Source organism: Pedobacter suwonensis (genome assembly GCF_044762335.1).
Lineage (GTDB): Bacteria > Bacteroidota > Bacteroidia > Sphingobacteriales > Sphingobacteriaceae > Pedobacter.
In genome coordinates this window covers 24,771-50,794 of sequence record NZ_JBIWEB010000022.1, presented here as the reverse complement: position 1 = coordinate 50,794, position 26,024 = coordinate 24,771, and the positions used below count along the sequence as shown (strand labels likewise).

19 protein-coding genes are annotated in these 26,024 nt (G+C 39.5%); 7 read left to right on the top strand and 12 right to left on the bottom strand.

Going from position 1 to position 26,024, the window contains the following annotated elements; all coding sequences use genetic code 11:
• Positions 1-3: 3 nt before the first annotated feature.
• Positions 4-2,001, bottom strand: coding sequence for a helix-hairpin-helix domain-containing protein (locus ACIQXP_RS22545; RefSeq protein WP_387508020.1), 1,998 nt, complete (start codon positions 1,999-2,001; stop codon positions 4-6).
• Positions 2,002-2,385: 384 nt separating this feature from the next.
• Positions 2,386-2,721: a MerR family transcriptional regulator gene (locus tag ACIQXP_RS22540; protein ID WP_090979577.1), complete on the bottom strand. Its 336-nt coding sequence runs from the start codon at positions 2,719-2,721 to the stop codon at positions 2,386-2,388.
• A 116-nt stretch (positions 2,722-2,837) separates the two neighbouring features.
• Between ACIQXP_RS22540 and alaS the strand changes: the two genes are divergently transcribed.
• Positions 2,838-5,459, top strand: a complete 2,622-nt coding sequence (gene alaS, locus ACIQXP_RS22535; RefSeq protein ID WP_387508018.1) for an alanine--tRNA ligase — start codon at positions 2,838-2,840, stop codon at positions 5,457-5,459.
• A 96-nt stretch (positions 5,460-5,555) separates the two neighbouring features.
• Here alaS and ACIQXP_RS22530 read toward each other — a convergent pair whose 3' ends face one another.
• The 5 genes from ACIQXP_RS22530 to pdxH form a co-directional block, all read right to left on the bottom strand.
• Positions 5,556-6,137, bottom strand: coding sequence for a transposase (locus ACIQXP_RS22530; RefSeq protein ID WP_391527805.1), 582 nt, complete (start codon positions 6,135-6,137; stop codon positions 5,556-5,558).
• Between the two features lie 534 nt (positions 6,138-6,671).
• Positions 6,672-7,184, bottom strand: coding sequence for a hypothetical protein (locus tag ACIQXP_RS22525; RefSeq protein WP_387508014.1), 513 nt, complete (start codon positions 7,182-7,184; stop codon positions 6,672-6,674).
• A 539-nt stretch (positions 7,185-7,723) separates the two neighbouring features.
• Complete coding sequence (ruvB, locus tag ACIQXP_RS22520; RefSeq protein WP_293741951.1) at positions 7,724-8,746, bottom strand: Holliday junction branch migration DNA helicase RuvB; 1,023 nt, start codon at positions 8,744-8,746, stop codon at positions 7,724-7,726.
• A 31-nt stretch (positions 8,747-8,777) separates the two neighbouring features.
• Positions 8,778-9,671: a 3-hydroxyacyl-CoA dehydrogenase family protein gene (locus ACIQXP_RS22515; RefSeq protein WP_387508012.1), complete on the bottom strand. Its 894-nt coding sequence runs from the start codon at positions 9,669-9,671 to the stop codon at positions 8,778-8,780.
• An 89-nt stretch (positions 9,672-9,760) separates the two neighbouring features.
• Positions 9,761-10,411: a pyridoxamine 5'-phosphate oxidase gene (pdxH, locus tag ACIQXP_RS22510; RefSeq protein WP_387508011.1), complete on the bottom strand. Its 651-nt coding sequence runs from the start codon at positions 10,409-10,411 to the stop codon at positions 9,761-9,763.
• A 46-nt stretch (positions 10,412-10,457) separates the two neighbouring features.
• Here pdxH and ACIQXP_RS22505 point away from each other — a divergent pair, with 46 nt between their 5' ends.
• Positions 10,458-11,021 (top strand): YqgE/AlgH family protein, encoded by a 564-nt coding sequence (locus ACIQXP_RS22505; protein WP_387508009.1) that lies wholly within the window; start codon positions 10,458-10,460, stop codon positions 11,019-11,021.
• Between the two features lie 68 nt (positions 11,022-11,089).
• On the opposite strand, the gene purE is transcribed toward ACIQXP_RS22505, so the two are convergent.
• Entirely contained in the window at positions 11,090-11,590 is a 501-nt protein-coding gene (gene purE / locus ACIQXP_RS22500; protein WP_387508007.1) for a 5-(carboxyamino)imidazole ribonucleotide mutase, read from the bottom strand.
• Between the two features lie 70 nt (positions 11,591-11,660).
• Positions 11,661-12,800: a 5-(carboxyamino)imidazole ribonucleotide synthase gene (locus ACIQXP_RS22495; RefSeq protein WP_090979562.1), complete on the bottom strand. Its 1,140-nt coding sequence runs from the start codon at positions 12,798-12,800 to the stop codon at positions 11,661-11,663.
• A gap of 54 nt (positions 12,801-12,854) precedes the next feature.
• On the opposite strand from ACIQXP_RS22495, the gene ACIQXP_RS22490 reads away from it, so the two are divergent.
• Positions 12,855-14,045, top strand: coding sequence for a BaiN/RdsA family NAD(P)/FAD-dependent oxidoreductase (locus ACIQXP_RS22490; protein WP_387508004.1), 1,191 nt, complete (start codon positions 12,855-12,857; stop codon positions 14,043-14,045).
• Positions 14,046-14,091: 46 nt separating this feature from the next.
• On the opposite strand, the gene ACIQXP_RS22485 is transcribed toward ACIQXP_RS22490, so the two are convergent.
• Complete coding sequence (locus ACIQXP_RS22485) at positions 14,092-14,808, bottom strand: hypothetical protein (protein WP_387508002.1); 717 nt, start codon at positions 14,806-14,808, stop codon at positions 14,092-14,094.
• Positions 14,809-15,013: 205 nt separating this feature from the next.
• On the opposite strand from ACIQXP_RS22485, the gene ACIQXP_RS22480 reads away from it, so the two are divergent.
• Positions 15,014-17,224 carry a B12-binding domain-containing radical SAM protein gene (locus ACIQXP_RS22480; RefSeq protein WP_387508000.1) on the top strand — a complete coding sequence of 737 codons (2,211 nt, stop codon included), beginning with the start codon at positions 15,014-15,016 and terminating at the stop codon, positions 17,222-17,224.
• 313 nt (positions 17,225-17,537) lie between these two features.
• Here ACIQXP_RS22480 and ACIQXP_RS22475 read toward each other — a convergent pair whose 3' ends face one another.
• Both ACIQXP_RS22475 and ACIQXP_RS22470 read right to left on the bottom strand, forming a co-directional pair.
• On the bottom strand, positions 17,538-17,801 hold the full coding sequence (locus tag ACIQXP_RS22475) for a hypothetical protein (protein ID WP_293741959.1): 264 nt from the start codon (positions 17,799-17,801) through the stop codon (positions 17,538-17,540).
• 148 nt (positions 17,802-17,949) lie between these two features.
• Positions 17,950-21,177: an amidohydrolase family protein gene (locus tag ACIQXP_RS22470; RefSeq protein WP_387507998.1), complete on the bottom strand. Its 3,228-nt coding sequence runs from the start codon at positions 21,175-21,177 to the stop codon at positions 17,950-17,952.
• 358 nt (positions 21,178-21,535) lie between these two features.
• Here ACIQXP_RS22470 and ACIQXP_RS22465 point away from each other — a divergent pair, with 358 nt between their 5' ends.
• The 3 genes from ACIQXP_RS22465 (at position 21,536) to ACIQXP_RS22455 (ending at position 25,719) form a co-directional block, all read left to right on the top strand.
• Entirely contained in the window at positions 21,536-23,434 is a 1,899-nt protein-coding gene (locus tag ACIQXP_RS22465) for a RecQ family ATP-dependent DNA helicase (protein ID WP_387507996.1), read from the top strand.
• Positions 23,435-23,649: 215 nt separating this feature from the next.
• Entirely contained in the window at positions 23,650-24,957 is a 1,308-nt protein-coding gene (locus ACIQXP_RS22460) for an MFS transporter (RefSeq protein WP_387507995.1), read from the top strand.
• Positions 24,958-24,981: 24 nt separating this feature from the next.
• Positions 24,982-25,719, top strand: a complete 738-nt coding sequence (locus tag ACIQXP_RS22455; protein WP_387507993.1) for a (Fe-S)-binding protein — start codon at positions 24,982-24,984, stop codon at positions 25,717-25,719.
• Positions 25,720-26,024 lie beyond the last annotated feature (305 nt).

The window sequence follows — 26,024 nt, the reverse complement described above, 5'->3', positions numbered from 1 at the left end:
CGGTTAAAATTGATAGCGTACCTGAATTTTAACCTCCGATTTTTGATTACCCTTAATCTCGTCCAGATAGGTACCTACCGTTTTTACGTCCTGATAAATAAATAGCCCATAACGAAACCACACATTGAGCTTTTTGATCACATTATATCTCAGGTTCAGATAGGTTCTAAACCCTTTTCCATTATACATTCCAAAGGCAAAACTGTATAGCACATCATCTTCGTAAGCGTAAATTCTACTATTATAACTCGGCGTATTAAAATATGCAAATCGTACATTTCCACTTAACCTGGCAAACATTGGGGAATAGTCTACATCCTGATAAATGAGGTATCCAAACTCCCTTTTGGCATTTCCTTTCTTATATTGGGAAATCTCCAGGCGGTTTTGAAATTGCCAGTTCTTGTTCAGTTGCCAGTTCGTTTCTGTACGGTAGCCATCTCTTTTTACGTCGTCTAAAAACTTTACCGGTACATTCAGATCGGTGTTCTGTTGCTTTTTTTCTGATTTGTACCGGACCAAAATTTTAAAAGCTTTACTGGGCATATAAATGGCTTGCGCTAAAACTTCATAGCCTTTCGAAGGCTCATCCACACGATATTTTAACCAGGGAAACCGGAATAAATCTCCATAAAAAGAGAATGACCAACGTTTATTTGGATTGATATTTAATCCTGCATATAAGCCCCTTTCATTTACCGCCTCACTCGATTCGGATACTGCCTGATTAAAGAAACTATGGTAATCTTTGGCATAATTGCGATAGGTTAAAGCCGCAGAAACTGTCGATGATAAACTCACCAATACACCATTAATATAAGCAAAGCCACCACCTAAACCTTTGGCGCCCTCCCCATATAGGTACATGTTTTTATAGGTATAATTATAAAATAAACCCAGATTGGTTAAAGATTTTCCTGTAAAACTATACCGGTCATAAGCTGCAGTCTGTGTGATAAAACGACTCTTAAAATGGGTATGATAGGCAATTGCTCCAATGGCAAAGTCGTTTTTAGCATATTGAATGGTGGTGCCAAATACGGTCTGTGCCAAAACACCTTTATTTTTAAGCTCTGTAGGTGTTCTGTGCAAACCGGTTTGATTGATCGTAGACTGAACTAAACTTCCATCGGCATCTAACTTTTGACTCGCATCCAGCTTGCGGAAAGAAATAAATGGCGTTATATCTACATTTTTAAATAAGTTAAGGGTTGCAGCCACACCTCTAAAAAAGGAGTATTCGTTGGTAGAATTGTAAGGTCTTAAACCCAAATCTTTTTTAGCGACGCTGGTAACATCAGGTCCTTTGCCAAAAGAAAAACCCGACCATAAGGTTAGTCCCTGCCCAAACTGCTGCGTATAATCGCCAATCACTAATTTTTTTAATTTGCCCAATTTGAATAGCGCGATGTTACCTGAATAAAAATCGAAAGGTTTGTCAATAAATTTTTCTCCCGCATCTTTATCCAAGGTGAAGGCTGCCGATAGAATTGAGCTGTATTGATACCGATATCGCATCTGAAATTTTTCTGGTGAACCTAAATACCGGTTTCCAGGTAAATCGGTGTAGCCTTTCTGTTTTTGCAAGGTTCGCGCCAGCCGCATCATGATGTCATTCTCACCTGCATGAATAAGGTTTTTAAAACCGATTTGCTGATAATCAGTCATATCGGCTAAGGTTATAAATGGGAGCAGGGTTTGAACGGTTTTAACATCAAAGCCAGGGATACTCTGTAGTTCAAGCACATCGGCAAGCGGGCCGTTTTCTTTGAGGTGGGTAAAGAAATTAGCAATCTGCAGCGGCGATAAAAATACCAGAGTGTTTAGTTCATCTACCGATGTTTTGTTCAGGTTAATTGGGTGTTTACGATACCTTTCCAATACATCAACCAACTCGGTCATATCGTAATCATCGGGAAGGTTTTCGGCCACGCTTTCCAAAATATCACGTATATCTTCCTCCTTTGTATTGGTTTGCGCATTTGCCATAAAGCCGATCATTATTAAAGCGGCGGTTAAAAACCTAAAAGCGCAACTACTTACAATTAATAATTGATGATAAAGGGCCGTAAACCATGACCTTATCAAATGTAGGATGAGAATAAGCATGTTCCTTAAAAGACTTGTTTGCCGAAGCAGATTACTTTTCAATAAAGGTGAACCTATACCAAGATGCTTTTTTGGAAATAATGAACAGGAAGAAAAGGCGGGCAATACTACACACAAAATTTTCATAAGCAGGGTTTAAGCTGGTTAATAAAAAATTAGGGTGATTTTGTATTGGTAGTTCTAATATAAGAAAATCATTAAAAACTACAAAAATGTATTTTTAAATAGTTGATTTAACGTGGGAATATATACGATTTAGGTAACTTAACGGGATAATTAAAGTTCTTGTGCCAGATTTACCAGAAAACTTTTCAGTTTTTCCAATGAGTCAATAATTTTTTGATTTTCTTTCACACCCGTTTTATTATTCTTCAGATATTCTTTAGCACCTTTTAAGGTAAAACCTTTTTCATCAACGAGGTTGAAAATAATTTTTAGATTTTCAATGTCTTCGGGCGTAAAAAGGCGGTTGCCTTTTTTGTTTTTTTTAGGCTGGAGAATGTCGAATTCCTTTTCGTAAAAACGGATCTGCGATGCGTTGACATTAAACATTTCAGTCACCTCGCCCATGGTATAATACATTTTATTAATGTCTCTTTCTTTATAAGGCATATTTTATGGTTGATTATGAGCGCTTTATATCATTTAATTAAAGTATTCAAATGTAGCTTGATTTTTCCTTATTAACGCAATAAAATTTTAATTTTGTTCCCTCCAATAATATTGAAATGACAGCAAAAGAGATTAGACAGGCATTCCTTAGTTTTTTTGAATCGAAACAACATCATGTTGTTCCTTCGGCACCGATAGTGGTTAAAAACGATCCCACTTTAATGTTTACCAACGCCGGTATGAACCAGTTTAAAGATCTTTTTTTAGGGGAAGCCGCTATAAAATATTCTCGGGTTGCAGATACACAACGCTGTTTACGTGTTTCGGGTAAACATAACGATCTGGAAGAAGTTGGTATTGATACCTATCACCATACCATGTTCGAAATGTTGGGCAACTGGAGCTTTGGCGATTATTTCAAAAAGGAGGCGATTGCCTGGAGTTGGGAATTGTTGACGGAGATTTATAAAATCCCGAAGGATAAATTATATGTTACTTATTTCGAAGGCGATGAAAAAGAAGGGCTGGAGAAAGACCAGGAAGCCTACGATTTATGGAAACAATATGTAGACGAAAGCCATATTTTACCTGGAAACAAAAAAGATAACTTTTGGGAAATGGGCGATACAGGGCCGTGCGGACCATGTTCCGAAATCCATGTAGATTGCCGTACGGATGAAGAAAGAGCTTTGGTTGATGGGGCGACGCTGGTCAATGCAGATCACCCTCAGGTAATCGAAATCTGGAACAATGTATTTATGCAGTTTAACCGTTTAAAAAATGGTTCATTGCAGAGCTTGCCAGCCAAACATGTTGATACCGGGATGGGCTTTGAACGTTTGGTGCGCGTTTTACAGGAAAAAACCTCCAACTATGATACCGATGTTTTTCAACCGATGATTCAATTCATTGCAGAAAAATCGGGTATTAGATATGGAGCCGACGAGAAAACCGATATTGCCATGCGCGTCATGGCCGATCACATCCGTGCCATTTCCTTTGTGATTGCCGATGGTCAGTTGCCTTCTAATAATAAAGCCGGTTATGTCATCCGCAGGATTTTACGCAGGGCTGTACGTTATGCCTATACCTTTTTAAACTTTAAAGAACCATTTTTAAATCAATTGGTTCCTTTATTGGCTGATCAATTTAAAGGTGTTTTTGATGAACTGATTTCGCAGCAGGATTTTGTACAAAAAGTAGTCTTGGAAGAGGAGGTTTCTTTCTTGAGGACTTTATCTACAGGTATTCAGCGTTTCGAAAAATACCAGGCTGCAAATAATGTGGTTGAAGGCGCTTTTGCATTCGAATTATCAGATACCTTTGGTTTCCCTATTGATTTAACGGAATTAATGGCTCGCGAAAAAGGTTGGCGTGTTGATCTTGTAGGCTACGAACAGGCGCTTAAAAAACAAAAAGATGATAGCCGTGCCGCAACTGCCATTGATACTGGTGACTGGATTATCGTAAATGCTGATGATCAAAGTGAGTTTGTGGGTTATGATGATTTGGAAATTGAAACCGAGATCTTAAAATACCGTAAAGTAAAAGCTAAAGGGAAAGAACAGTATCAGATTGTATTGCGCCAAACGCCATTTTATGCCGAAAGTGGTGGTCAGGTAGGCGATACCGGACGTTTAGAAGACCATAGCCGCAAGTTTTGGGTAGACATCACCGATACAAAAAAAGAAAATGGTCTGACCGTCCATTTTACCGATATATTGCCTGATAACCTGGAAGGAAAATTCTGGGCAGTTGTAGATGAAGATAAACGGATCTTAACTGAAGATAACCACTCGGCTACGCACTTGTTGCACGCCACTTTAAAACAGGTGCTGGGCAAACATGTCAACCAGAAAGGTTCATTGGTGAATGCAGATTACCTGCGTTTCGATTTTTCACACTTTGCTAAAGTGACTGATGAGGAATTAGCACAGATTGAGGTAATTGTAAATCAGAAAATCCGCCAGAATATTAAGTTAAAAGAACAGCGTAATGTTCCTTATCAGGATGCCATTGAAAGTGGTGTTACGGCTTTATTTGGCGAAAAATATGGCGATTTTGTCCGCATGATCACTTTTGATGATCATTTCTCCAAAGAGCTTTGTGGCGGTACGCACGTAAAAGCGACCGGACAGATCGGCTCCTTCAAAATTGTTTCAGAAAGCGCTGTTGCAGCCGGGGTTCGCCGGATCGAAGCCATAACTGCTGATAAAGCTGAGCAGTATTTCCTGGAGCAAAGAAAAGAATTGGGTCATTTAAAAGCTTTACTAAACGGGAGCAAAGATTTATCTGCAGCAGTTCAGGCATTGCTTGACGAAAATGCAAAACTGAAAAAGGAAATTGAAAAATCGACCATAGAACGTGTAAATACGTTGAAGCATGATATTGTACATCATGTAAGAGGAATAAATGGCATTAACCTGATTGCTAAACATATTGATTTACCAAGTGCTGAAGCAGTAAAAAACCTGGCATTTTCTTTAAGAGATATGATTGATAATCTTTTCCTGGTTTTTACAACCGAAATTGATGGCAAACCTGGGATAACAGTGATGCTGGCTGATCAGCTGGTGAAACAAGGATTAAATGCTTCAAATATCGTTCGCGAATTGGGTAAAGAAATCCAGGGCGGTGGCGGTGGGCAGCCGTTTTATGCCACAGCTGGTGGTAAAAATCCGGCAGGATTAAAGGTTGTTCTGGAAAAAGCAGAAAGTTTTATTCCGCATCAATCGTAAATAAAAATAGCTTGCTGATTTAATTCAGCGTGCCTAAATAAATAAAAAAAGAGGCGTTAAGCCAGTCATGGTCGGAAGAAATTCCGGCCATTTTTTTTATGTTTTAAAAAATAGGCCTGGGTCTCCGCCGCATTGCACAACGATTAGTGCAATAGCCAAGTCCCTTACTTCCATGGCAAATCGCCTTTTGGCAGTTTTGTAACCTATGTTATTTGCTTTTTTATAGATGAGTACTAACATAGCAACAATTAAGGTCATGTATAACATTACCTGTATACCGTTCTTGTTTAGAGAGACCAGGTGGCTTACATTTAGTTCTTGTTTTAAGAACCGGAAAAATACTTCTATATCCCAACGCCTCCTATATGCCTGGGCTATCTCTCTAGCAGAAAGTTTGAAATCATTGGTTAGGAACCAATATTTCTTATCATCCAGTTTGCTTTCCACAATAATAAGACGGAATGGGCTATCTACCAATTCGTGCCTGAAATGTTTATTCCCCTGCTTATTATTAACCACAACACCAGTATATAATTGCACTTTAGAATCCTTTAGCAGTACAGATCCCCCTATATCCAGTTCCTGATCTTCGGTGATGAACGATTCAAGTTCAACAAACTTTTTATTCTCCTTTGACCTGCAAATGAATGTTATCGCATTCGCACTAAATGCTTGCATATTTCTGGTCGACTGCAGACCCCGATCCATACAATTCGGAAAACTGATCATAAATGCATTCATAGATCTGTTTGAAATAATCCGGATCTATTTTGGAAAGCCGCTCTGAAATGGAACTTCTACGTATTCTTTCATCTTCATCAAGCTTGAAAAGCACTTTAAATACCGAATCATTAAAGGTATCCTCTAATGTTCACTGGCTCAGCTTTTCGTTATCCAAAATGCCGTAAAGCAGTAAATAAAATAACTTGTTCCCATGCAGCACTTTCGCGTAGTGATCGATCTTGGTTGTCAGAGACAAATTTGCCATTAGAGCTTCGGGGATGTATCCAAACAGCTGTTTTATGCTAATATTATGATCTTTAAAAATGGCCATATCTTATTGATTGTCACTCATTAAGATACAAAAAATAAGCGATAAAATCAATATAAAATACTGATAATCAAATATTTAAAAAGAAAAAAGTTAAGCCGCTTAAACAAAAAAAGTCGGAAGAAAAATCTTCCGACCATGACTGGCGTTAAGCCTCTTTTTCAATGTCTGCCATGCCCATGTTTTTCCCGATACCCTCTGGAGAATAAACTGGTATTTATCCTTCTTTCATGACGCCCATGATCTACATGATGTGGTTTATAATGATGCTTGGGTGCGCGGTTTCTAATCCTGTCAACACCGCCGCCATAAGATGAGCGGTAATAGTTATTTCGGCTTACATAAGTTACCCTATGCTTGTGGTAATCACGGTATGGACTGTTTCCTTGCATTACAATTTTTCGTCCGTGATGCAAATCATAACCTCTATACCTGGCAGGTAAATACCTTGATCTGATCCAACGGTTGCCGTTTAAATAAACAAACTGCCTTTGAGGGACATAATAGTAAGATTGAACTTCTGGAAGATAATAATAATTAACGTTTTGGTAACCAGCAGGAATCCATGTTGGTTGAGGACCAATGTTCACATTAATATTTACCTGAGCGTTAGATTGATTAGAAGTTAACGCCACGATACCTAAAATCGCGGAGATGATGAATAACTTTTTCATAATAATCCAATTTATTTGTGTGTGGTTCAAATAATTCAAACGCTGTGCCAAAACTTCTATTGTAACAGATATATAAAAAAGGAAGCTCAGTGTTTACCATTTGGCCTTCGCAAACTGATACTTTGGTTTTCCATATTTTTTGGTTAGCATGGCGGCGTAACATGATTATATCTTTTTATGGTATAATATTTTTGGTCATGCCTAATTTTAATCACAGCTGACCTTTGTTACCTTTATATTTTATAACTAGGATTAAGGAAGTTTACCGCATGTAAATCATCATGCTCAATTGAGTGGAGAAGCGATGTTTTATTTAAACAGATATTGCTTCTTTCTATTCACTCCGTTCAATAACCATCTGACGGAAATGCTAAAGCTTGATTCCAGGCCCTTAAGATCCGGCCTGCGCTGGAATGGCAGTTAATTTTATTTACGGTCTGCACCTCACCGTAGCAGTGAGGTTTTTGAGGTCAGTCAATAAACTTTTTCATTCGGTTGGACATCAGTCTAAAGGACAATTTTGACGCAACCAATGTTTCCTAAAACAGCTTTCCGGTTTGTCCAGGAAAATTTTTCTTTAAATGTTTGTATGCAGCCTCGGTAACTTCTCGTCCACGTGAAGTACGCATGATATAGCCTTCCTGAATTAAAAATGGTTCATAAACCTCTTCAATAGTACCCTCATCTTCTCCAACGGCAGTGGCAATGGTCTTTAAGCCCACCGGACCACCTTTAAATTTATCAATAATCGTAACCAGAATCTTATTATCCATTTCATCCAAACCATGTTCGTCTACGTTCAGTGCATCTAATGCATAACGGGCGATTTCGGTGTCGATAGTTCCATTTCCTTTAATCTGTGCAAAATCTCTGGTTCTGCGTAGTAAGGCATTGGCTATACGCGGCGTACCGCGGCTGCGTCGGGCAATTTCATAGGCACCTTCATCGCTGATTGGCGTTTTTAATATTTCGGAGGAGCGGAGCACGATTGTCGTAAGTAATTTAGCGTCATAGTAAGCCAAACGGGCATTAATTCCGAAACGGGCTCTCAGCGGTGCTGTTAACAAGCCGGAGCGTGTGGTTGCACCCACTAATGTAAAAGGATTAAGTGATATCTGCACTGAACGGGCATTAGGACCAGTTTCAAGCATGATATCTATTTTGAAATCTTCCATGGCTGAGTATAGATACTCTTCAACCAAAGGAGATAAACGGTGGATTTCATCAATAAAAAGAATATCACCTTCATCCAGGCCAGTTAACAAACCAGCCAGGTCGCCGGGTTTATCCAATACAGGGCCGGATGTTACTTTAATACCTGTAGCCATTTCGTTGGCAATGATATGAGAAAGTGTGGTTTTACCTAATCCCGGAGGGCCATGCAATAGAACATGATCTAAAGCCTCGCCACGAAGTTTCGCTGCCTGAACAAAAATCTTCAGGTTTTCCATCACTTTTTCCTGTCCTGTAAAGTCTTCGAAAGCCTGGGGCCTTAAAACCCTTTCAATATCGCGATCGGTAGGGGTAAGGTTGCTTGCTTCAGGGTCCAGATGCTCATTCATACAGCAAATATAAAATTAAATGCTAAAAAAATTAGGATTTTTTAAATTTATCTGAAACAATAAGATCCTTTGATCCAGAAGTGTATTTATAAAAGCCTTCACCCGTTTTAGCCCCTTTTCTACCTGCTGCCACCATATTTACCAATAATGGACAAGGAGCATATTTAGGATTACCGAAACCATCATGTAATACTTTTAATATGGCCAAACAAACATCCAGCCCAATAAAATCGGCTAACTGCAAGGGCCCCATCGGGTGTGCCATTCCAAGTTTCATCACGGTATCAATTTCCCGGACTCCTGCTACACCTTCGTATAGCGTATAGATGGCCTCGTTAATCATGGGCATTAAAATTCGGTTGGCCACAAAACCCGGATAATCGTTTACCTCCACAGGAACCTTTTCCAGGCGCTGAGACAGCTGCATAATGGTGCTGGTCGTTTCATCGCTTGTGGCATAACCTCTTATTACTTCTACTAACTTCATCACCGGCACGGGATTCATAAAGTGCATTCCGATTACCTGCTCACCTCTGCCGGTTACGGCAGCAATTTGAGTTATCGATATAGAAGAAGTATTGGAAGCCAGAATGGCATGTGCAGGTGCATATTCATCTAAATCCCTAAAAATCTTCAGCTTTAAGTCGATGTTTTCTGTAGCAGCTTCAACAATTAAATCGCAATTTTGAACTCCATCTTTTATTGAGGTATAAGTAGTGATATTATCCAATGAAGCTGATTTCTGCTCCTTTGTTAAGGTTCCTTTGGCAACCTGTCTTTCAAGATTCTTGGTAATGGTCTGCATGGCCTTATCCAGCGCAGACTGGCTGATGTCAACCAGGTTGACCTGGTAATTAAATTGTGCAAAGGTATGGGCAATGCCATTTCCCATAGTTCCGGATCCGATAACTGCGATTTGTTTCATTCTTTAATGATTAAACGAAAATTATTAATAAACGATTTGGTAAAAAAGATCTGTTGCAAAACCAATCTCTACTAATTTTATAAAAAAGGTTATGGTGCCAACCTGGTTTTTGTCCAGCTTCCTTTTACCAGTTCAAAGTTTATCCTATCGTGCAACCGGCTTCTTCGGCCTTGCCAAAACTCTATTCTGGTTGGCTTTACAATATAACCGCCCCAATGTGCCGGTTTAACAATGCCCTTTTTGGTACTTTTAGCTTTCAGTTGTTCAACTTTTTCTTCCAGAAAGGCCCTGTTTGGAATAATCTGGCTTTGCGGCGAAACTACCGCACCAATCTGACTGGCAATCGGTCTGGTATTAAAATAGGCTTCCGAGGTTTCTTTATCCAGTTTTTCTACGGTACCTTCAATTCTCACCTGTCTTTCCAAGTCGGGCCAGAAAAACACTAATGCAGCATAAGGATTACGTTTTAGCTCTTTTCCTTTGGCACTGAGGTAATTGGTAAAAAACCGAAAACCGTCTTTATCGACACCTTTAAGTAAAACAATGCGGGCATCGGGTCTGCCAGCTTTATCTGCAGTGGCCAAAGTCATTACATTAGGTTCGTATATATGAGCATCAACCGCATGTTTAAACCAGTTTTGAAACTGAACAATTGGGTCTGGATCAACGTCAGATTCATCTAGCGAAGCGCTTTTGTAATCTTGGCGCAGGTTTTGTAGAAATTCATTTGTAACTTGCATTTAACAAAAATAGGCATCTTTTACGGTGTAACAAATGATTATCATCATGCTGAACAATATAAAACCAAAAACCGGCCGCTTACTCATATCAGAACCCTTTATGGCCGATCCCAATTTTAAAAGATCTGTTGTGTTATTAACAGAACATGGTGAGGATTGGACTGTAGGATATATTCTTAATCAGGTAGGCAATCTGGTATTGAATGATGTAATTCCCGATTTATGGGATGCCAAAAATTATATTTATTTCGGTGGTCCTGTTGCGGCAGACACCTTACATTTTATCCACAGGTGTTATGATAAATTACAGAGTGGTGAGCCTATTGGAAATGGTTTATATTGGGGCGGAAATTTTGAAACGCTTAAAATCCTGATCAATACCAATGCGATAAATGAGGATGAAGTGAAATTTTTTATGGGATATTCGGGCTGGGATCATGGTCAGCTCGATCGTGAAATAGAACAGAACGCCTGGATGGTAAGCGATAATTTTAATCCGGACCTTATTTTTAGTAATGATGACGAAAAGCTTTGGCGCGATGTTATTGTGAATTTAGGCCCAAAATATGCACATATTAGCAATTTTCCGGTAGATCCGAGTTTGAACTAGTTTGGAGTTGGGTGTTTAGAGTTTTGAGTTAACGATATTGCTCCAAACTCCCAACTTGTAACTCCAAACTAAATGCTATCAGCGCTTTCCTCAACTTTTTTTCTTAATTCATCTTTATAAGCCTGCATTTTAACTGTTAAAGATTCATCAGCGGTAGCTAAAATCTGAGATGCCAGCAGGCCCGCATTTTTAGCTGCATTTAAAGCTACTGTGGCTACCGGAATACCGTTAGGCATTTGTAAGATAGATAAAATGCTGTCCCAGCCATCAATAGAGTTTGATGATTTTACCGGGACACCAATTACGGGTAAGGTGGTGATCGAAGCTACCATTCCGGGTAAATGCGCAGCGCCACCAGCGCCTGCAATAATAACCTTTAATCCACGGCCCTGAGCTTCTTTAGCATAATTGAACATACGTTCTGGTGTTCTATGTGCAGAAACTACTGTAATTTCGTAACTGATTCCAAATTCTTCTAGTACATCAGCAGCATCCTGCATCACCGGCAGGTCTGATTTGCTTCCCATAATAATCCCTACTAATGCTGAATTTGAATTTCCTTGACTCATATCTGTTTTTTATTTCTTCTAAATTTATTTCTTTATCCTGCTTTTTGCTCCAATTCGGCGAGGTAGGGGCTTAAGCAATTACCTTTAGTGTTTTTTGTACAAACCTTGCTTTTTCAATCGCTTTTTCCCTGTCGATATCAACAATGGTAACATGGCCCATCTTGCGGAAAGGTTTTGTGTACTTTTTGCCGTATAGGTGAACATAAACACCATCTATGGCGAGTACTTTTTCAAGATTTTCATATTGGGCCACACCTTCAAAACCTTTTTCTCCAAGCAGATTGATCATAATGGCATTGGTAATGCTGCTGGTATCGCCAAGCGGCAAATTATAAATGGAGCGTAAATGTTGTTCGAACTGAGAAACGTAATTGCCTTCAATAGTTTGATGGCCACTATTATGCGGGCGGGGAGCAACCTCATTCACCAGTAACTCACCGTCTTTACATACAAACATTTCAACCGCTAAAATACCGGTAATATTCATTGCTGAAGCTATATTCTTGGCGATGTTTTCGGCCTTTTGTTGCAAACTTTCAGCAAAAGTGGATGGTGAGATGAGAAACTCAACCAGATTGGCTTCCGGATTAAATTCCATTTCAACCATTGGGAATGTCTTTACATCGCCATTGGCGTTACGTGCCACAATTACGGCTACCTCTTTTTCAAAATCAACCAGTTTTTCGACAATGCAGGGTGCATCAAAAGCTTTTTCCAGATCGGCGGCACCGTTGATTTTCATCACCCCTTTACCGTCGTAACCATCCTTACGCAGTTTTAGTATATATGGAAAAGGAATATTGCAGTTTTCCATATCTTCCTTTGTATTTACAATCTGAAAAGGAGAAGTCGGGATATCGTTCTCTTTGAAAAACTGTTTCTGCACTCCTTTATCCTGGATTAAACGAATTACCCTTGATTGCGGAAATACTTTTTTGCCTTCCTTCTCGAGCTGCTCAAGTGCATCAATATTTACCTTTTCAATTTCAATGGTGATGATGTCAGCTTTCTTGCCAAAATTATAAACGGTGTCAAAATCTGTGATGGAGCCATTTTCGAAATAATTGGAAATGTGTTTACAGGGAGCATCAGGATCCGGGTCTAAAACTAATGTGGTTACATTATAGTTTATGGCTTGTTGAATGAGCATCCTGCCCAGTTGCCCACCACCTAAAATACCTAATTTTAATTCGCTAATCTGTTTTGCCATGCGCTTGAAAATAATGCTACTTTTGTGCAAAAGTAACCATAATAAATTTTATAGATGAATGCTGATGCAATAATTATTGGGGCAGGCGCGTGTGGACTGATGTGCGCAGTGCAGGCAGGCTATCTGGGCAAGAGAGTTATTGTGCTGGAGAAAAATGAAAAACCTGGGGCAAAAATTCTAATTTCAGGAGGAGGCCGCTGTAATTATACCAACCAATTCGCATCGGCAGAGCAATTTATATCGGCCAACCCGCACTTTGTAAAATCTGCTTTTACCCAATGGACGGTTAACGATACTATTAGCTTTTTTGAAACTTACGGCATTGATGGAAAAGAAAAAACTTTAGGGCAATTATTCCCGGATCAAAAAAATGCCAAAGATGTGGTACAGGTTTTTACGGCTATTTGTGAAGATTTTGGACAGGAAATCAGGTGCACTGCTGATGTAAAAGACATCGAAATTTTACCTGATGGCTTTAGGGTGAATTATGAAAGGAATGGTAAAACGGTTACACTAAATGCGGCGAAACTCGTCATTGCCACCGGTGGATTACCGATCCCGAAAATGGGTGCTACTGATTTTGCTTTACGCTTTGCCAGAAAACACAACTTAAAAATTGTTGAAACTGCACCGGCCTTGGTTCCTTTAACCATTACCGGAAAAGACGAAGAGTGGTTTGCACAACTTTCGGGCAATGCCGTTTTTTGTGAAGTGAGCAACGACGAAATATCATTTGAAGAGAATATTCTTTTTACGCACTGGGGACTGAGTGGTCCGGCTATTTTGCAGATCTCTTCTTTTTGGAGAAGGGGACAGACAGTGAATTTAAATTTGCTGCCACATCAAAATATAGTTTCGTTATTGGAAGCAGAAAGAAAGACAAACGGTAAAACCTTGGTGTCTACATTGCTAAACCGGATTTATACCAGGAAATTTACGGATGCACTGGGTAAGTTTTTGCCTCTGAATAAACCCGTTGCTGCACTAACCAAAGGGGAAATTGATTTAGTAGAACAAACCATCCACCATTTTAAGATAAAGCCTGCAGGCGATAAAGGTTATGATAAGGCGGAGGTAATGCGTGGCGGAATTGATACGAACGAAATTTCGTCTAAAACTTTGGAGTGTAAAAAAATCCCAAACCTGTTTTTCGGTGGCGAGTGTTTGGATGTAACCGGTTGGCTTGGCGGCTATAATTTTCAATGGGCCTGGGCCAGTGGTTTTGTAATTGCGCAGAATATTTAATGGTATTAAACCTATCAGGTTTCAAAAACCTGATAGGTTTGCTCTGTTACAAATAAACATTTGGCATGATTTCCCATGCCCATGGCTTTTTAAATGTCCTGAAAGTCCTTAACTGTGAAAAATATAAAACTTCGCTGGTTTTCCGGTTGGCAATATCTCTTCTGTGCAGGTTCCCAACAGTGGTAAATAATTCCCGGGTTCTAAAATCATAAACTCTTTCGGTCATGTCTCCGGTGTTCTGATTAAAATAAAGGTTAATCGCGCTGGTTAGAAACCAATCATTATTTTCAAATTTAAAGGTATAGCCTAATTCCCAGCGCCACTCAGAACCACCTTGGAAACGGAGGTAAAGTTGTTGATCTTTGACCGCAATTTGCTGTAAGGGATCTCCTAATTTACCACCTTCTTCTGAACGTAAAATAAAATCGTTGTTTTGTATAGATAAAGTCAGTGCTCCAGTTGACTGATCTTTGAAAAATATGGCCAGTATCCTGGGTTTCTGTGTTTCCTTTATAATCGAACTATTGTTATCGCCGTATGCCCGCGTTTCGTTGATTGTCTTATCGTATTCAAAGATTACCGCTAAATCATCTGAACCATCGTTGTTTAAATCGCCATGAGCCTGATTTATGGCTGTCCAGTTGAAAGGCGTAACCTGTTCAATGGAAGTTCCTTGTGTTTTAATTTTTGGGAATGTAAATGTCTTCTGTGCAAAGCTGATTTGCACGCACAGCATCAGAAAGTAAAAGCAAAAGATCTTCATTCAGGTAGAAAAAAGGTGTTGATGTAGTTATAAAACGTGTTAATCGGACTTTTAGTTTATTATCAAGTTTAAAGGCAATTAGTAGGTTAGGCAATTACAAAAACGCGAAAATTAATTGGAGTTCATTATTCGCTAGCGCAGTAGTCTTAAAATTACAACAATAAACTTCCGGAAATCATGTACTTTTGCAGAAAAACAATTCCTTTTGAAAACCGAAATCTTTGCCATTACGCCACCTTTTACCCAACTGAATACTCCATATCCGGCAACGGCGTATATAAAAGGTTTTTTGAATACCAAAAATATCAGTGCTACACAGGCCGATTTAGGAATTGAAGTCATTTTAGAGCTGTTTTCTAAAAAGGGACTGCAAGATTTGTTCCGTCACACTGAACGGAATGTAGCTAATCAGAAACACATAAGTGATAACGCCAAACGAATCTTCGCTTTACAGGATGAATATTTAAAAACCATTGATGCCGCAATTGCTTTTTTACAAGGCAAGAATCCAACATTGGCCTTACAGATCTGCAGCGATGATTTTTTGCCACAGGCTTCCCGTTTTTTGCAATTGGAAGAATTAGATTGGGCTTTTGGGGCGATGGGTACGCAGGATAAAGCAAAACATCTGGCCACGCTTTACCTGGAAGACATATCTGATTACATTGTAGAATGCGTCGACGAAAATTTTGGTTTTAGCCGTTATGCTGAACGGCTGGGCAGAAGCGCAAATTCATTTGACGAGTTATATAACGCGTTATCAAAGGACCCCACTTACATTGATCAGATTTTAATTTCGGTTTTGAAGGATAAAATTGAAACAGTTCAGCCTAAACTACTCCTGATTTCTGTTCCTTTTCCCGGCAACCTATACAGTGCTTTTCGCTGTGCGCAATGGATAAAGGCCAATCATCCCGAAATTAAAATTTCAATGGGTGGTGGTTTTCCCAATACCGAATTAAGATCCTTATCAGATGTTCGGGTTTTTGAATTTTTCGATTACATTACTTTGGATGATGGCGAGTTGCCTATCGAATTATTATATCATAATATTACGCACCCTATTCCAGCAGAAGCCCACTTTTATAAAAGAACTTTTTTGCTCGAAAAGGGTAAAGTATTTTATCGCAACGATGCTTTCAGGAACGATTATAAACAGGCTGATGTAGGCACACCAGATTATACTGGTTTGCTTTTGGATCAATACATCTCGGTAATCGAAATTGTGAACCCCATGCACCGTATGTGGAGTGATGGACGCTGGAACAAGCTCACCATGGCTCATGGCTGTTACTGGGGCAAATGTACTTTTTGCGATATTTCACTCGATTACATTAAGGTTTATGAACCTGTTGCAGCCAGGTTAATTGTTGACCGTATTGAGGATTTATATGCTAAAACCGGCCAGAATGGGTTTCATTTTGTAGATGAGGCGGCACCGCCGGCATTAATGCGCGAAGTCGCTTTGGAAATTATCCGAAGGAAATTAGCGGTTACCTGGTGGACGAATATCCGGTTTGAGAAAAGTTTTACGCAGGATTTATGTCTGTTGTTAAAGGCCTCAGGCTGTATTGCGGTTTCGGGAGGATTGGAGGTCGCCTCTGATCGTCTGTTAAAACTGATTGATAAAGGGGTAACGGTAGAACAGGTAGCGAAGGTTACCCGTAATTTTACCGAAGCAGGGATTATGGTACATGCTTATCTGATGTATGGATATCCTACGCAAACGGTACAGGAAACGGTTGATAGTTTAGAGATGGTGCGGCAATTGTTTGAAGCTGGAATATTACAATCGGGCTTTTGGCATCAGTTTGCCATGACGGCGCATAGCCCTGTCGGGATGTATCCTGAAAAATTCGGCGTGGTTAAAGAGACCGAGGTTATCGGAACTTTTGCCAATAACGACATCAATTATACTGACAAAACAGGTATTGATCATAATAAATTCAGCTATGGATTAAAAAAATCGTTATTCAATTTTATGCATGGTATCTGTTTTGATTACGAATTGCAGGATTGGTTCGATTTTAAAATCCCAAGAACAAAAATTCCCGCCAATTTTATTGAAAAGGCATTGATTGACAGTGATCAGTTTACCACTAAACCAACTGCAAAAGTAATATGGATAGGAGGAAAGCCCTTTGCTGATTATTTTACGAAATCAAAAAAAGGAAATACATGGGAAATGGCTTCGCTTACCTTTCATGATAAAAAGGAAACTTTTGCCATTCAAACGAATAAAAAGGAAGGCGAGTGGTTAACTGCCATTTTGAATAAAATTTCGGTCTCGAATGAAAAAGTATATACTTTTCAGGAAGTTAAGAGAGATTTTGAACAGGAAATGGAGAATTTTGAACTTTTCTGGTATTCTAAACCGGTCAATACATTAAGAGCATACGGTTTACTCGTATTGTAAATTGTTTAATTGTAAACTTCTTAACATTAAATGCTTATGCTCGTTTGCCAACTAGCGTAAAATGAGGCTGTCTCGGAAATGATTTGGAGATTTTTGGCAGAATAATATTTTGAAAGGGCGTCATTCCCGTGAAAACAGGAATCTTAATGAGATAGAACGGCAACTAAATGAGTCCATACAAAGCATTAAGATGCCCAGTCGAGCTGAGCATGACTACATCGCCAACGTTAATTCTATTGCTATTATTGAATTTCTCATTTTGAGACAAGCTCATGCATGCACCCGTTAAAAACGAGCGCAAACATTATTCTTACTACATCTTCATTTTAAAGTGCGTCAAAAAGTAAATGATGCAAATGAGTACGATCGAATTTACGATTAAAAGCAACCACGAAATAACCGATTTTCTGTTTTTCATTACCGATATAAACGACGTGATATAGGCCATTGCAATTAGTGCTAAAAACAGGTTTACAGTCTGAATACCTAAAATGTAATATCCGCTGTAAGAGAATACAGCTATGCTTAAGATTAAGAATATAATTGACGCTATACTATAGAGCTTGTTCGGTATCATATCGGTATTTATTAGTCTAATAACATATGCTATGCAACTACGGTTAACAGTTCGTTTGTTATTTCTTGATTATAGATGCACATCATCATTTTATAATGATATGCATCTTATATTACTTAATTAATTAGATATTACAGATAATAATTGATTAATCACAATGTGGAACCGTAAAAGTCCAGGTTTCTGATTCCCCGTTTGGAATAATGTAACCATTTCCTTTTGCATTCTCGAACCATAGCTTAGCCCTTAATTTTTCTCTGGTTCCTACTTCGTTTAAGGTGGCGCTATCGTAAAGCCGTCCATTAATCATCACATATTTGATTTTTTCAGAGTTTCGGATATCATCCAAAGGATTGGCATCCATAATGACCATGTCGGCCAGTTTACCTACTTCTAATGAACCGATTTCTTTGTTCATGCCCAAATAACTTGCACCATTTAAAGTTGCCGCCCTAATGGCCTGCAGCGGACTAAAGCCCCCCTGAACCAGCATCCACAGCTCCCAGTGTGCTCCCAAGCCCTGAATCTGTCCATGTGCGCCGAGGTTAACCTTGGTGCCGCCATCAGCAATTTGTTTGGTGGCCTTAGCAACCTCGATGTGGTTATAATCGCTATATTCAGAGGTGGTTCTGCGTCTTGACCTTGCATCGATAATCGAACGTGGGGTGTAAGTCATCAGTTTTTCGTTTTCCCAAACGTTGGTTCTGTCATACCAGTAATTTTCGCCCCATTGACCACCATAAGCTACAATTAACGTAGGGGTGTAGGCTACTTCTGTGTTATTCCAAAGGGTAGTAACATCTTTATATACTGGCAAAACCGGTATACTGTGCTCAATGCCGGTATGTCCATCTGCAACCATATTCATGTTGGTAAAAAATGTAGAACCACCCTCGGGTACAACTTCCATTTTGAGCTGACGGGCCGCTTCTAGGATCTGTTGACGCTGCTCTCTACGTGGTTGATTATATGATTTAACTGAAAATGCACCCACCGCTTTTAAACGGCGCAGATGAGCCAATGCATCATCCAAACTATTAATCACCACTTTAAAATCACCATCTGCACCATACAAAATAGATCCCGTAGAATAAACCCGCGGACCAACCATTCTACCAGCTTTAAGCATTTCACTCTGGCTAAAAACCATTTCGGTATTGCTTGATGGATCGTGCGAAGTGGTTACTCCAAAAGCCAGGTTGGCCATATAACTCCAGTCGCTCTGTGGCGTTATTCCATCCGGACTCGTCCTTAAGTGGGCATGAACGTCAACAATGCCCGGCATGATTGTTTTGCCGTTAACATCAATGGTTTTGGCATTAGCCGGAATAGTTACCGCATCTGCTTTTCCTATCGCTGTAATTTTATTTCCATCTATAACGATGGTGCCGTTTTCAATCACTTCATCGCCTTTCACCGAAATAATCCTTGCTCCTTTAAATGCCAGTATCCCCGTAGGAACATCAGATTTCAATACGAGGTTAATATCAATGGCAGAAGCCTCAGTTTTGGGGGTAGTTCCGTCAAAATTGAAGGCACTATTTACGTCGATGGTAAAATACTTTGGGCCTAATGTCCAATGCAGGTTTTTGCTGTCTGTACTCCATTGAATATAGGTTCCGCCATCTGTAGTTACTTTGGTAAGAGGGATAGCCTTATTGCCTGCAGAAGCTTCCTGTGCTGTACCAATATTAATCATCGGTGTAATGTAAATATTGAATAATTCATTAAATGCCAGCCATTTATTGTCTGGACTAATCACAAACTGGTTTGCATATTGAGAAGTAAAGTGAATTCTTTCATTTGCTCCGTTCAGGTCAATGCTCTTTAGTGCTTTTTTCCCGTCAGCATAACTCTGGAAATAGATGCGGGTATCGGTATTGTTAAACTGCGGACGGATTCCATTATCCGAAATTAAAGTTTTTGCCCCACCATTGGCTGGCATAAGAAAAATACCTGTGCCACGGCCAAAGTTATAGCCTAAAACATCGTTTCCGCTTCCTTTTCTGAAAACGATTTTATCTCCTTTAGTAGAATATTGCGGTGAGTAATAAAACCCTTTTTCATCAGTTAGCATAATGGTTTTTCCCGATTTTAGATCCGTACGTTTTATTGCTCCACGCAGCTCGTCGCTCCAGGTAGCATAAACAACATATTTTCCGTCAGGACTAAAGGCCGGTTCGAATTCAAAATCCAGTCCGTTGGTTAACCTTTCCGGTATTCCAGCAGGCAGTTCCTGCTTGTACAGGTACCCTGCGGCATTAAAAACAACTGTTTTCCCATCGGGCGAGGTGGTTAACTGCCTTAACATTTTTGCCGAAAATTCATTATTGAAAACCTGCTGCTCAAAATGTAATGCTTTTTGTAAGGTTTGGATCGTATTTGCCTGAAAAGGTATGGTGGTGTTGATCAAGGTTCCAATTTCCGTTTTTCTGATTTTTCCTTTTGCATAAAAAACAATGCTTTTGCTATCTGGTGTCCAGGCAAAGTTTGGATAAACTCCAAAAATGGCCCATGTCTCCTGTTGATCATGGGATAAATCTTCGTTTATTGGCCATTCTTCTCCGGTTTTGAGATTCTGAACGTATAGCGTAGACTTCAGCCTTACGCGTTTTACGAAAGCCATTAAATTTCCGTCTGGAGAAACCTGCGGACGACAGGCACCGCCCTGTTCATCAATTAAGGTAGTTAATTTTCCGGTAGTTAAATCGAGTTGGCGAATGGCATAAATGGTTCCGTTAGGGTCTTTACTGTATTCGAAATTGGGGCCCGGACTCACGTCTTCGCTAAAGTAAACGAACCTTCCGTCCGGCGAAACATTGGGCTCACCCGCATCCTGCTGGTCGTTCTTACGCTTCGTTAACTGTACACCATCGCCACCGTTAATGCTATACATCCACATTTCTCCTGCACCCAAAGAACGGCTTGCTGTAAAATGCTTACGTGCAATGATGTATTCGCCGTTTGGCATCCAGGTGGCATTGTTCAATAGCCTGAAGTTTTCCTTGGTAATCTGTTTTTTACCAGAGCCATCCCGGTTCATGATCCAGATGTTATCTCCTCCACTTTTATCACTCGTGTAGGAAATGTATTTTCCATTAGGGCTAAAGCGCGGCTGAACATCCCAGGCAATACCTCCGCTAATTAGCTTTGCCACGCCTCCAGTGATTGGCATTGCGTAAATATCGCCTAATAAATCAAAAACAATTTCCTGCCCGTCGGGACTTACATCCAGGTTCATCCAGGTTCCTTCATCCGTATTTAAAGTGAAATTTTTGGTTGTTCCCTGGTATTTTTCAATGTCCCACTTTTTTTCCTGGGCATGAACACTGAAAAATAATAGCGAAAGAGCGGTTAGAAAATAAAGGTGTTTCATTATATATTGGATGGTTATTTGAACAATTCGTGTATTTTTTTTTGAAGTAATTTTTTTTAGAATTTCAATTCTCTCAACACTGTTGAGCGTTTTAAATAATATATCTTAAGAAAAACTATCTTCATTTCGAGCGGAGTGCAACGTAGTCGAGAACCCGAGGGCTCAGCGAAGCTAAATCTATCAAGATAGATCTCTTTCCGGAATATTCGGGACTGCGCTTCAGTCGAGACGAGCACTCTATAAATTTATCCTTCTTATCTGCAAAGTTAATAATCTTTTCTGAAGATGATTTTTTCAATTTCCAACAATAATAAGTGGCGATTTTGGATTAAATGTATAGTTTTGATACCGCCGATTTATGACAGCAATAGAGATTTTACAGAAATATTGGGGGCACCAGGCTTTTAGGCCACTACAAGAAGATATTATCGCTTCGGTTCTGGAGGGGAAAGATACTTTAGCGCTTTTGCCAACAGGAGGTGGTAAATCAATCTGTTTTCAGGTGCCGGCATTGGTGAAGGAGGGAATCTGTATCGTGGTTTCTCCACTAATTGCCCTGATGAAAGATCAGGTAGAACACCTGAAATCGAAAGGGATTGAGGCCATTGCCATTTATGCAGGCATGGGTAAACGCGAAATCGATATTTTGCTGGATAACTGTATTTATGGCAAGGTTAAATTCCTGTACCTTTCGCCAGAAAGATTGCTTTCAGAATTGGTTCAGGTCAGGATTTCTTACATGAATGTTAACCTCATTGCGGTTGATGAAGCACACTGTATTTCGCAATGGGGTTACGATTTTCGTCCTCCATATCTGCAGCTATCCAAACTGCGCGAAATCTTACCAGGTATCCCGGTTTTAGCGCTTACTGCAACCGCTACTGAATTTGTGCGGAAGGATATTGTAGAAAAACTGGAAATGAAAGATCCACAGGTCTTTGTAAAAAGCTTCGCCAGGGATAATTTAAGTTATGTGGTTGTTGATCATGAGGATAAATATAAAAAGCTGATCAATATCTGTAAAAATGTTAAAGGTACAGGTTTAGTGTATGTTCGCAACCGACGGGAAACCGCAGAGGTGGCCAATTTTATCAACCGGAACGGAATTAAAGCCGATTTTTACCATGCCGGACTGGAACGCGATGTACGCTTTCTGAAGCAGGAAGAGTGGAAGAATAATAAAACCCGGATCATGGTTGCTACTAACGCTTTCGGCATGGGTATTGATAAAGCAGATGTTCGTTTTGTGGTGCATCTGGATTTACCTGAAAGTTTGGAGGCTTATTACCAGGAGGCGGGCAGGGCAGGGCGGGATGAAAAGAGAAGTTATGCCGTTTTATTGGCCAATCCATCCGATATCATGAGCCTGGAGTCGCGGTATTTGGATAGCTTTCCCTCGCCGGCTGAAATCAGAAAAACTTATCATTATCTCGGCAACTATTTTCAATTGGCATTTGGAGCAGGCGAAGGTTTAACCTTTCCATTTGATATCGCTGATTTTTGCAAACGGTTTAACGTAAATGTTTTAAAAACAATTTCTGCACTAAAGTTTTTGGAGCATGATGGCTATCTTACCTTTTCTGAAAGTGTTTTTTTACCTTCCAGAATCATGTTTATTGCCGGCCATGAGGATGTTTATCGTTTCCAGATCGAAAATAGGGCTTATGATGGAATAATAAAGACCATTCTACGCTCTTATGGAGGCGCTTTTGATGGTTTCGTTAAAATTAATGAAGCGGATTTAGCCAAGAGAACAGGTTTATCTTATAATGATATTATTGCTTTGTTAAATAGATTGCAGACCATTGAATTGCTTACCTATATCCAGCAAACAGATCAACCGCAGTTGCAGTATGTGAGACCGAGAGTAGATATGGATCACTTTGACCTGGACGTAAAATACCTGGAACTGAGAAAAGAGATTTTACACAAGCAGATCAATGCGGTGGTAGCTTACGCCTCATCCAATTTGTGCAGAAGCATTCAATTGCTTAATTACTTTGATGAACATCATACCAAAAAGTGTGGTGTCTGCGATGTTTGTCTGGCTGAAAAGAAAGCCGAAAACCACCATTCTGTACGGGAAGAAATCGATTATGAAATTATTTCTTTGCTCCAGCAACAAATGCTCAGCCTTGATGATTTGGTTATTCATATTAAAAACGGCACAGAAACAGATCGAATTGATGCTATAAGAGAGTTACTGGATGCAGGGAAGATTAAAACTGATGGGAAGAAGTATTATTTGGAGATTTGAGATGTGAGATTTGAGATTTGAGATGTGAGATGTGAGATGTGAGATGTGAGATGTGAGATGTGAGATGTGAGATGTGAGATGTGAGATGTGAGATGTGAGATGTGAGATGTGAGAAAAATGCCTATCAAGTTAGCAATAAAATATTAGTTTTGTAATGAACTATTTAACCAGTATCCTCAAACAATCAGTGCAGTCTTCCTAGAAGCGAAAAATAAATGATAGAAAAAGACAATAAGAAAACCATACGCTCATGGGCTTTCTTCGACTGGGCAAATTCTGCCTATAATTTAGTTATTACCTCGACTATTTTTCCGGTTTACTACGTTGCCATTACCACAACCAAACTGCATGGCGACGAAGTAACTTTTTTTGGTAAAACGGTTATAAATACCGTTCTATCGAACTATGCACTTGCTGTAGCTTACTTATTAATGGTCGTATTGCTGCCGGTATTATCTTCTTATGCTGATGCAAAGGGCAAAAAGAAATTCTTTATGAAATTGTTTACCTATATCGGATCATTCTCCTGTATGGGTTTGTTTTTCTTCAAATTAGAAACTTTAGAAGCTGGAATTATATGCTTCGTTCTGGCCGCAATGGGTTATGTGGGCGGTGTAATGTTTAACAATGCTTATTTGCCGATAATTGCTTCAAAGGATAATCAGGATAAAGTAAGTGCTCAGGGGTTTTCATACGGCTATATTGGCAGTGTAATTTTACAGCTGGTCTGTTTTGTTTTTGTACTAAAACCGGAACTGTTTGGAATTACGGATCAGTCGTTGCCAGCTCAGATATCGTTTCTGCTGGTTGGGATATGGTGGTTTCTATTTGCCCAGATACCTTTCAAGGCATTACCAAAAGATGTTCCTAACGCAGGCTACATTAACAAAGGAATCATTAAAAGCAGTTTTGGCGAATTTGCAAAGGTATGGGGCCAGTTAAAGCAAATGAAGTTTTTGAAAACCTATTTAATTGCTTTCTTCTTTTATTCAATGGGCGTGCAAACCATTATGCTTGCTGCTGCCGGTTTCGGTGCAAAGGTTTTAAAACTGGAATCGGGCAGCTTAATTGCTGTGATCTTAATCATCCAGCTTGTTGCAATTCTGGGTGCATGGTTAATGTCGATTTTAGCCAAAAAATTGGGAAATATTAATGTTTTAATGATTGTTGTATTGATTTGGATAGGTTGTTGCATTTACGGATACTCCATAACAAATCAATATCAATTTTACGCTTTGGCCGCCATTGTTGGTCTGATCATGGGCGGAATACAATCTTTATCCCGTTCCACTTACTCTAAACATATTCCGGAGCACACAACCGACACTGCTTCATTTTTTAGCTTCTACGATGCTACAGAGAAACTGGCGATTGTAATTGGTTTGTTTAGTTTTGCATTTATTGAGGGTTTAACCCATAATATGCGCCAATCCATCATTGCTTTGGCATCCTTTTTTATAGCTGGATTGGTATTTTTAGCATTCCTGAAAAAAATCGAGCGCAATGAAACCGCAAAATTGTAAGTTTGCAGACTAAAGAATTTGTTGATGAAAGTAGAATTGTTTGTTCCCTGTTTTGTAGACCAGTTATATCCCGAAACCGCTTTCAATACGTTGAGATTATTAGAAAAGTCGGGATGTAAAGTAGCATACAACTCGAAACAGACCTGTTGCGGCCAACCGGCCTATAACGCGGGTTATTGGGATGAAGCCAAACAGGTAGGAACTAAATTCTTGAACGATTTTTCTGAAAATACTTATATCGTTGCTCCGTCTGCATCGTGTGTGGGAATGGTGAAGAGTGGTTATAACGACCTGTTTACCAATACTATTGTTCACAATAAGTGCAGAAGTTTGCAATCCAATATCTGGGAATTATCCGATTTTTTGGTTAAGGTGGCGAAAAAAGATTATTTTGGTGCCGAGCTGGAAGGGAAAGCAGTGTATCATGATTCTTGCAGTGCGTTACGCGAGTGCAAAATTAAAGACGAGCCGCGTCACTTACTTTCGAAAGTACATGGACTGGAAATGATCGAAATGGAGGATACCGATATGTGCTGTGGTTTTGGCGGAACATTTGCCGTTAAATTTGATGCCATTTCATCTGCGATGGCCGAACAGAAAGTCAACCATGCCCTGGCTCAGGGTGCTGATTATATTATATCTACTGATTTATCCTGTCTTTTGCACCTGCAAGGTTACATTGATAAAAATAACCTGCCAATCAAAACCATGCATATTGCTGATGTGCTTTGTAATGGCTGGCTGGAGAGTACAGAATATTAATTTTTGCAAATGCGTCCTAAAAAATCATTTATATTTTAGTTGACATTTCGGTCTGTGCGGACACAGACCTGTGAAAAGCTTTTTATTACAAGCAAAATTCAGGGTAACGACTGCCAGACTCATCGCTTTTCTTGCAAAAGAACCACAGTCTTGTGTTAAATAAACCCGACCGTCAGCATTATCCCGATTTAAAGATCGATTTTAATTAACAAAGTATATTTAATCGGGATTAAGCAAAGGGCGGGACTATCGTTACCGAAAAGCTACTGCAATTGCTTTCCAAAAAATCTATTGTAAAAAATAAA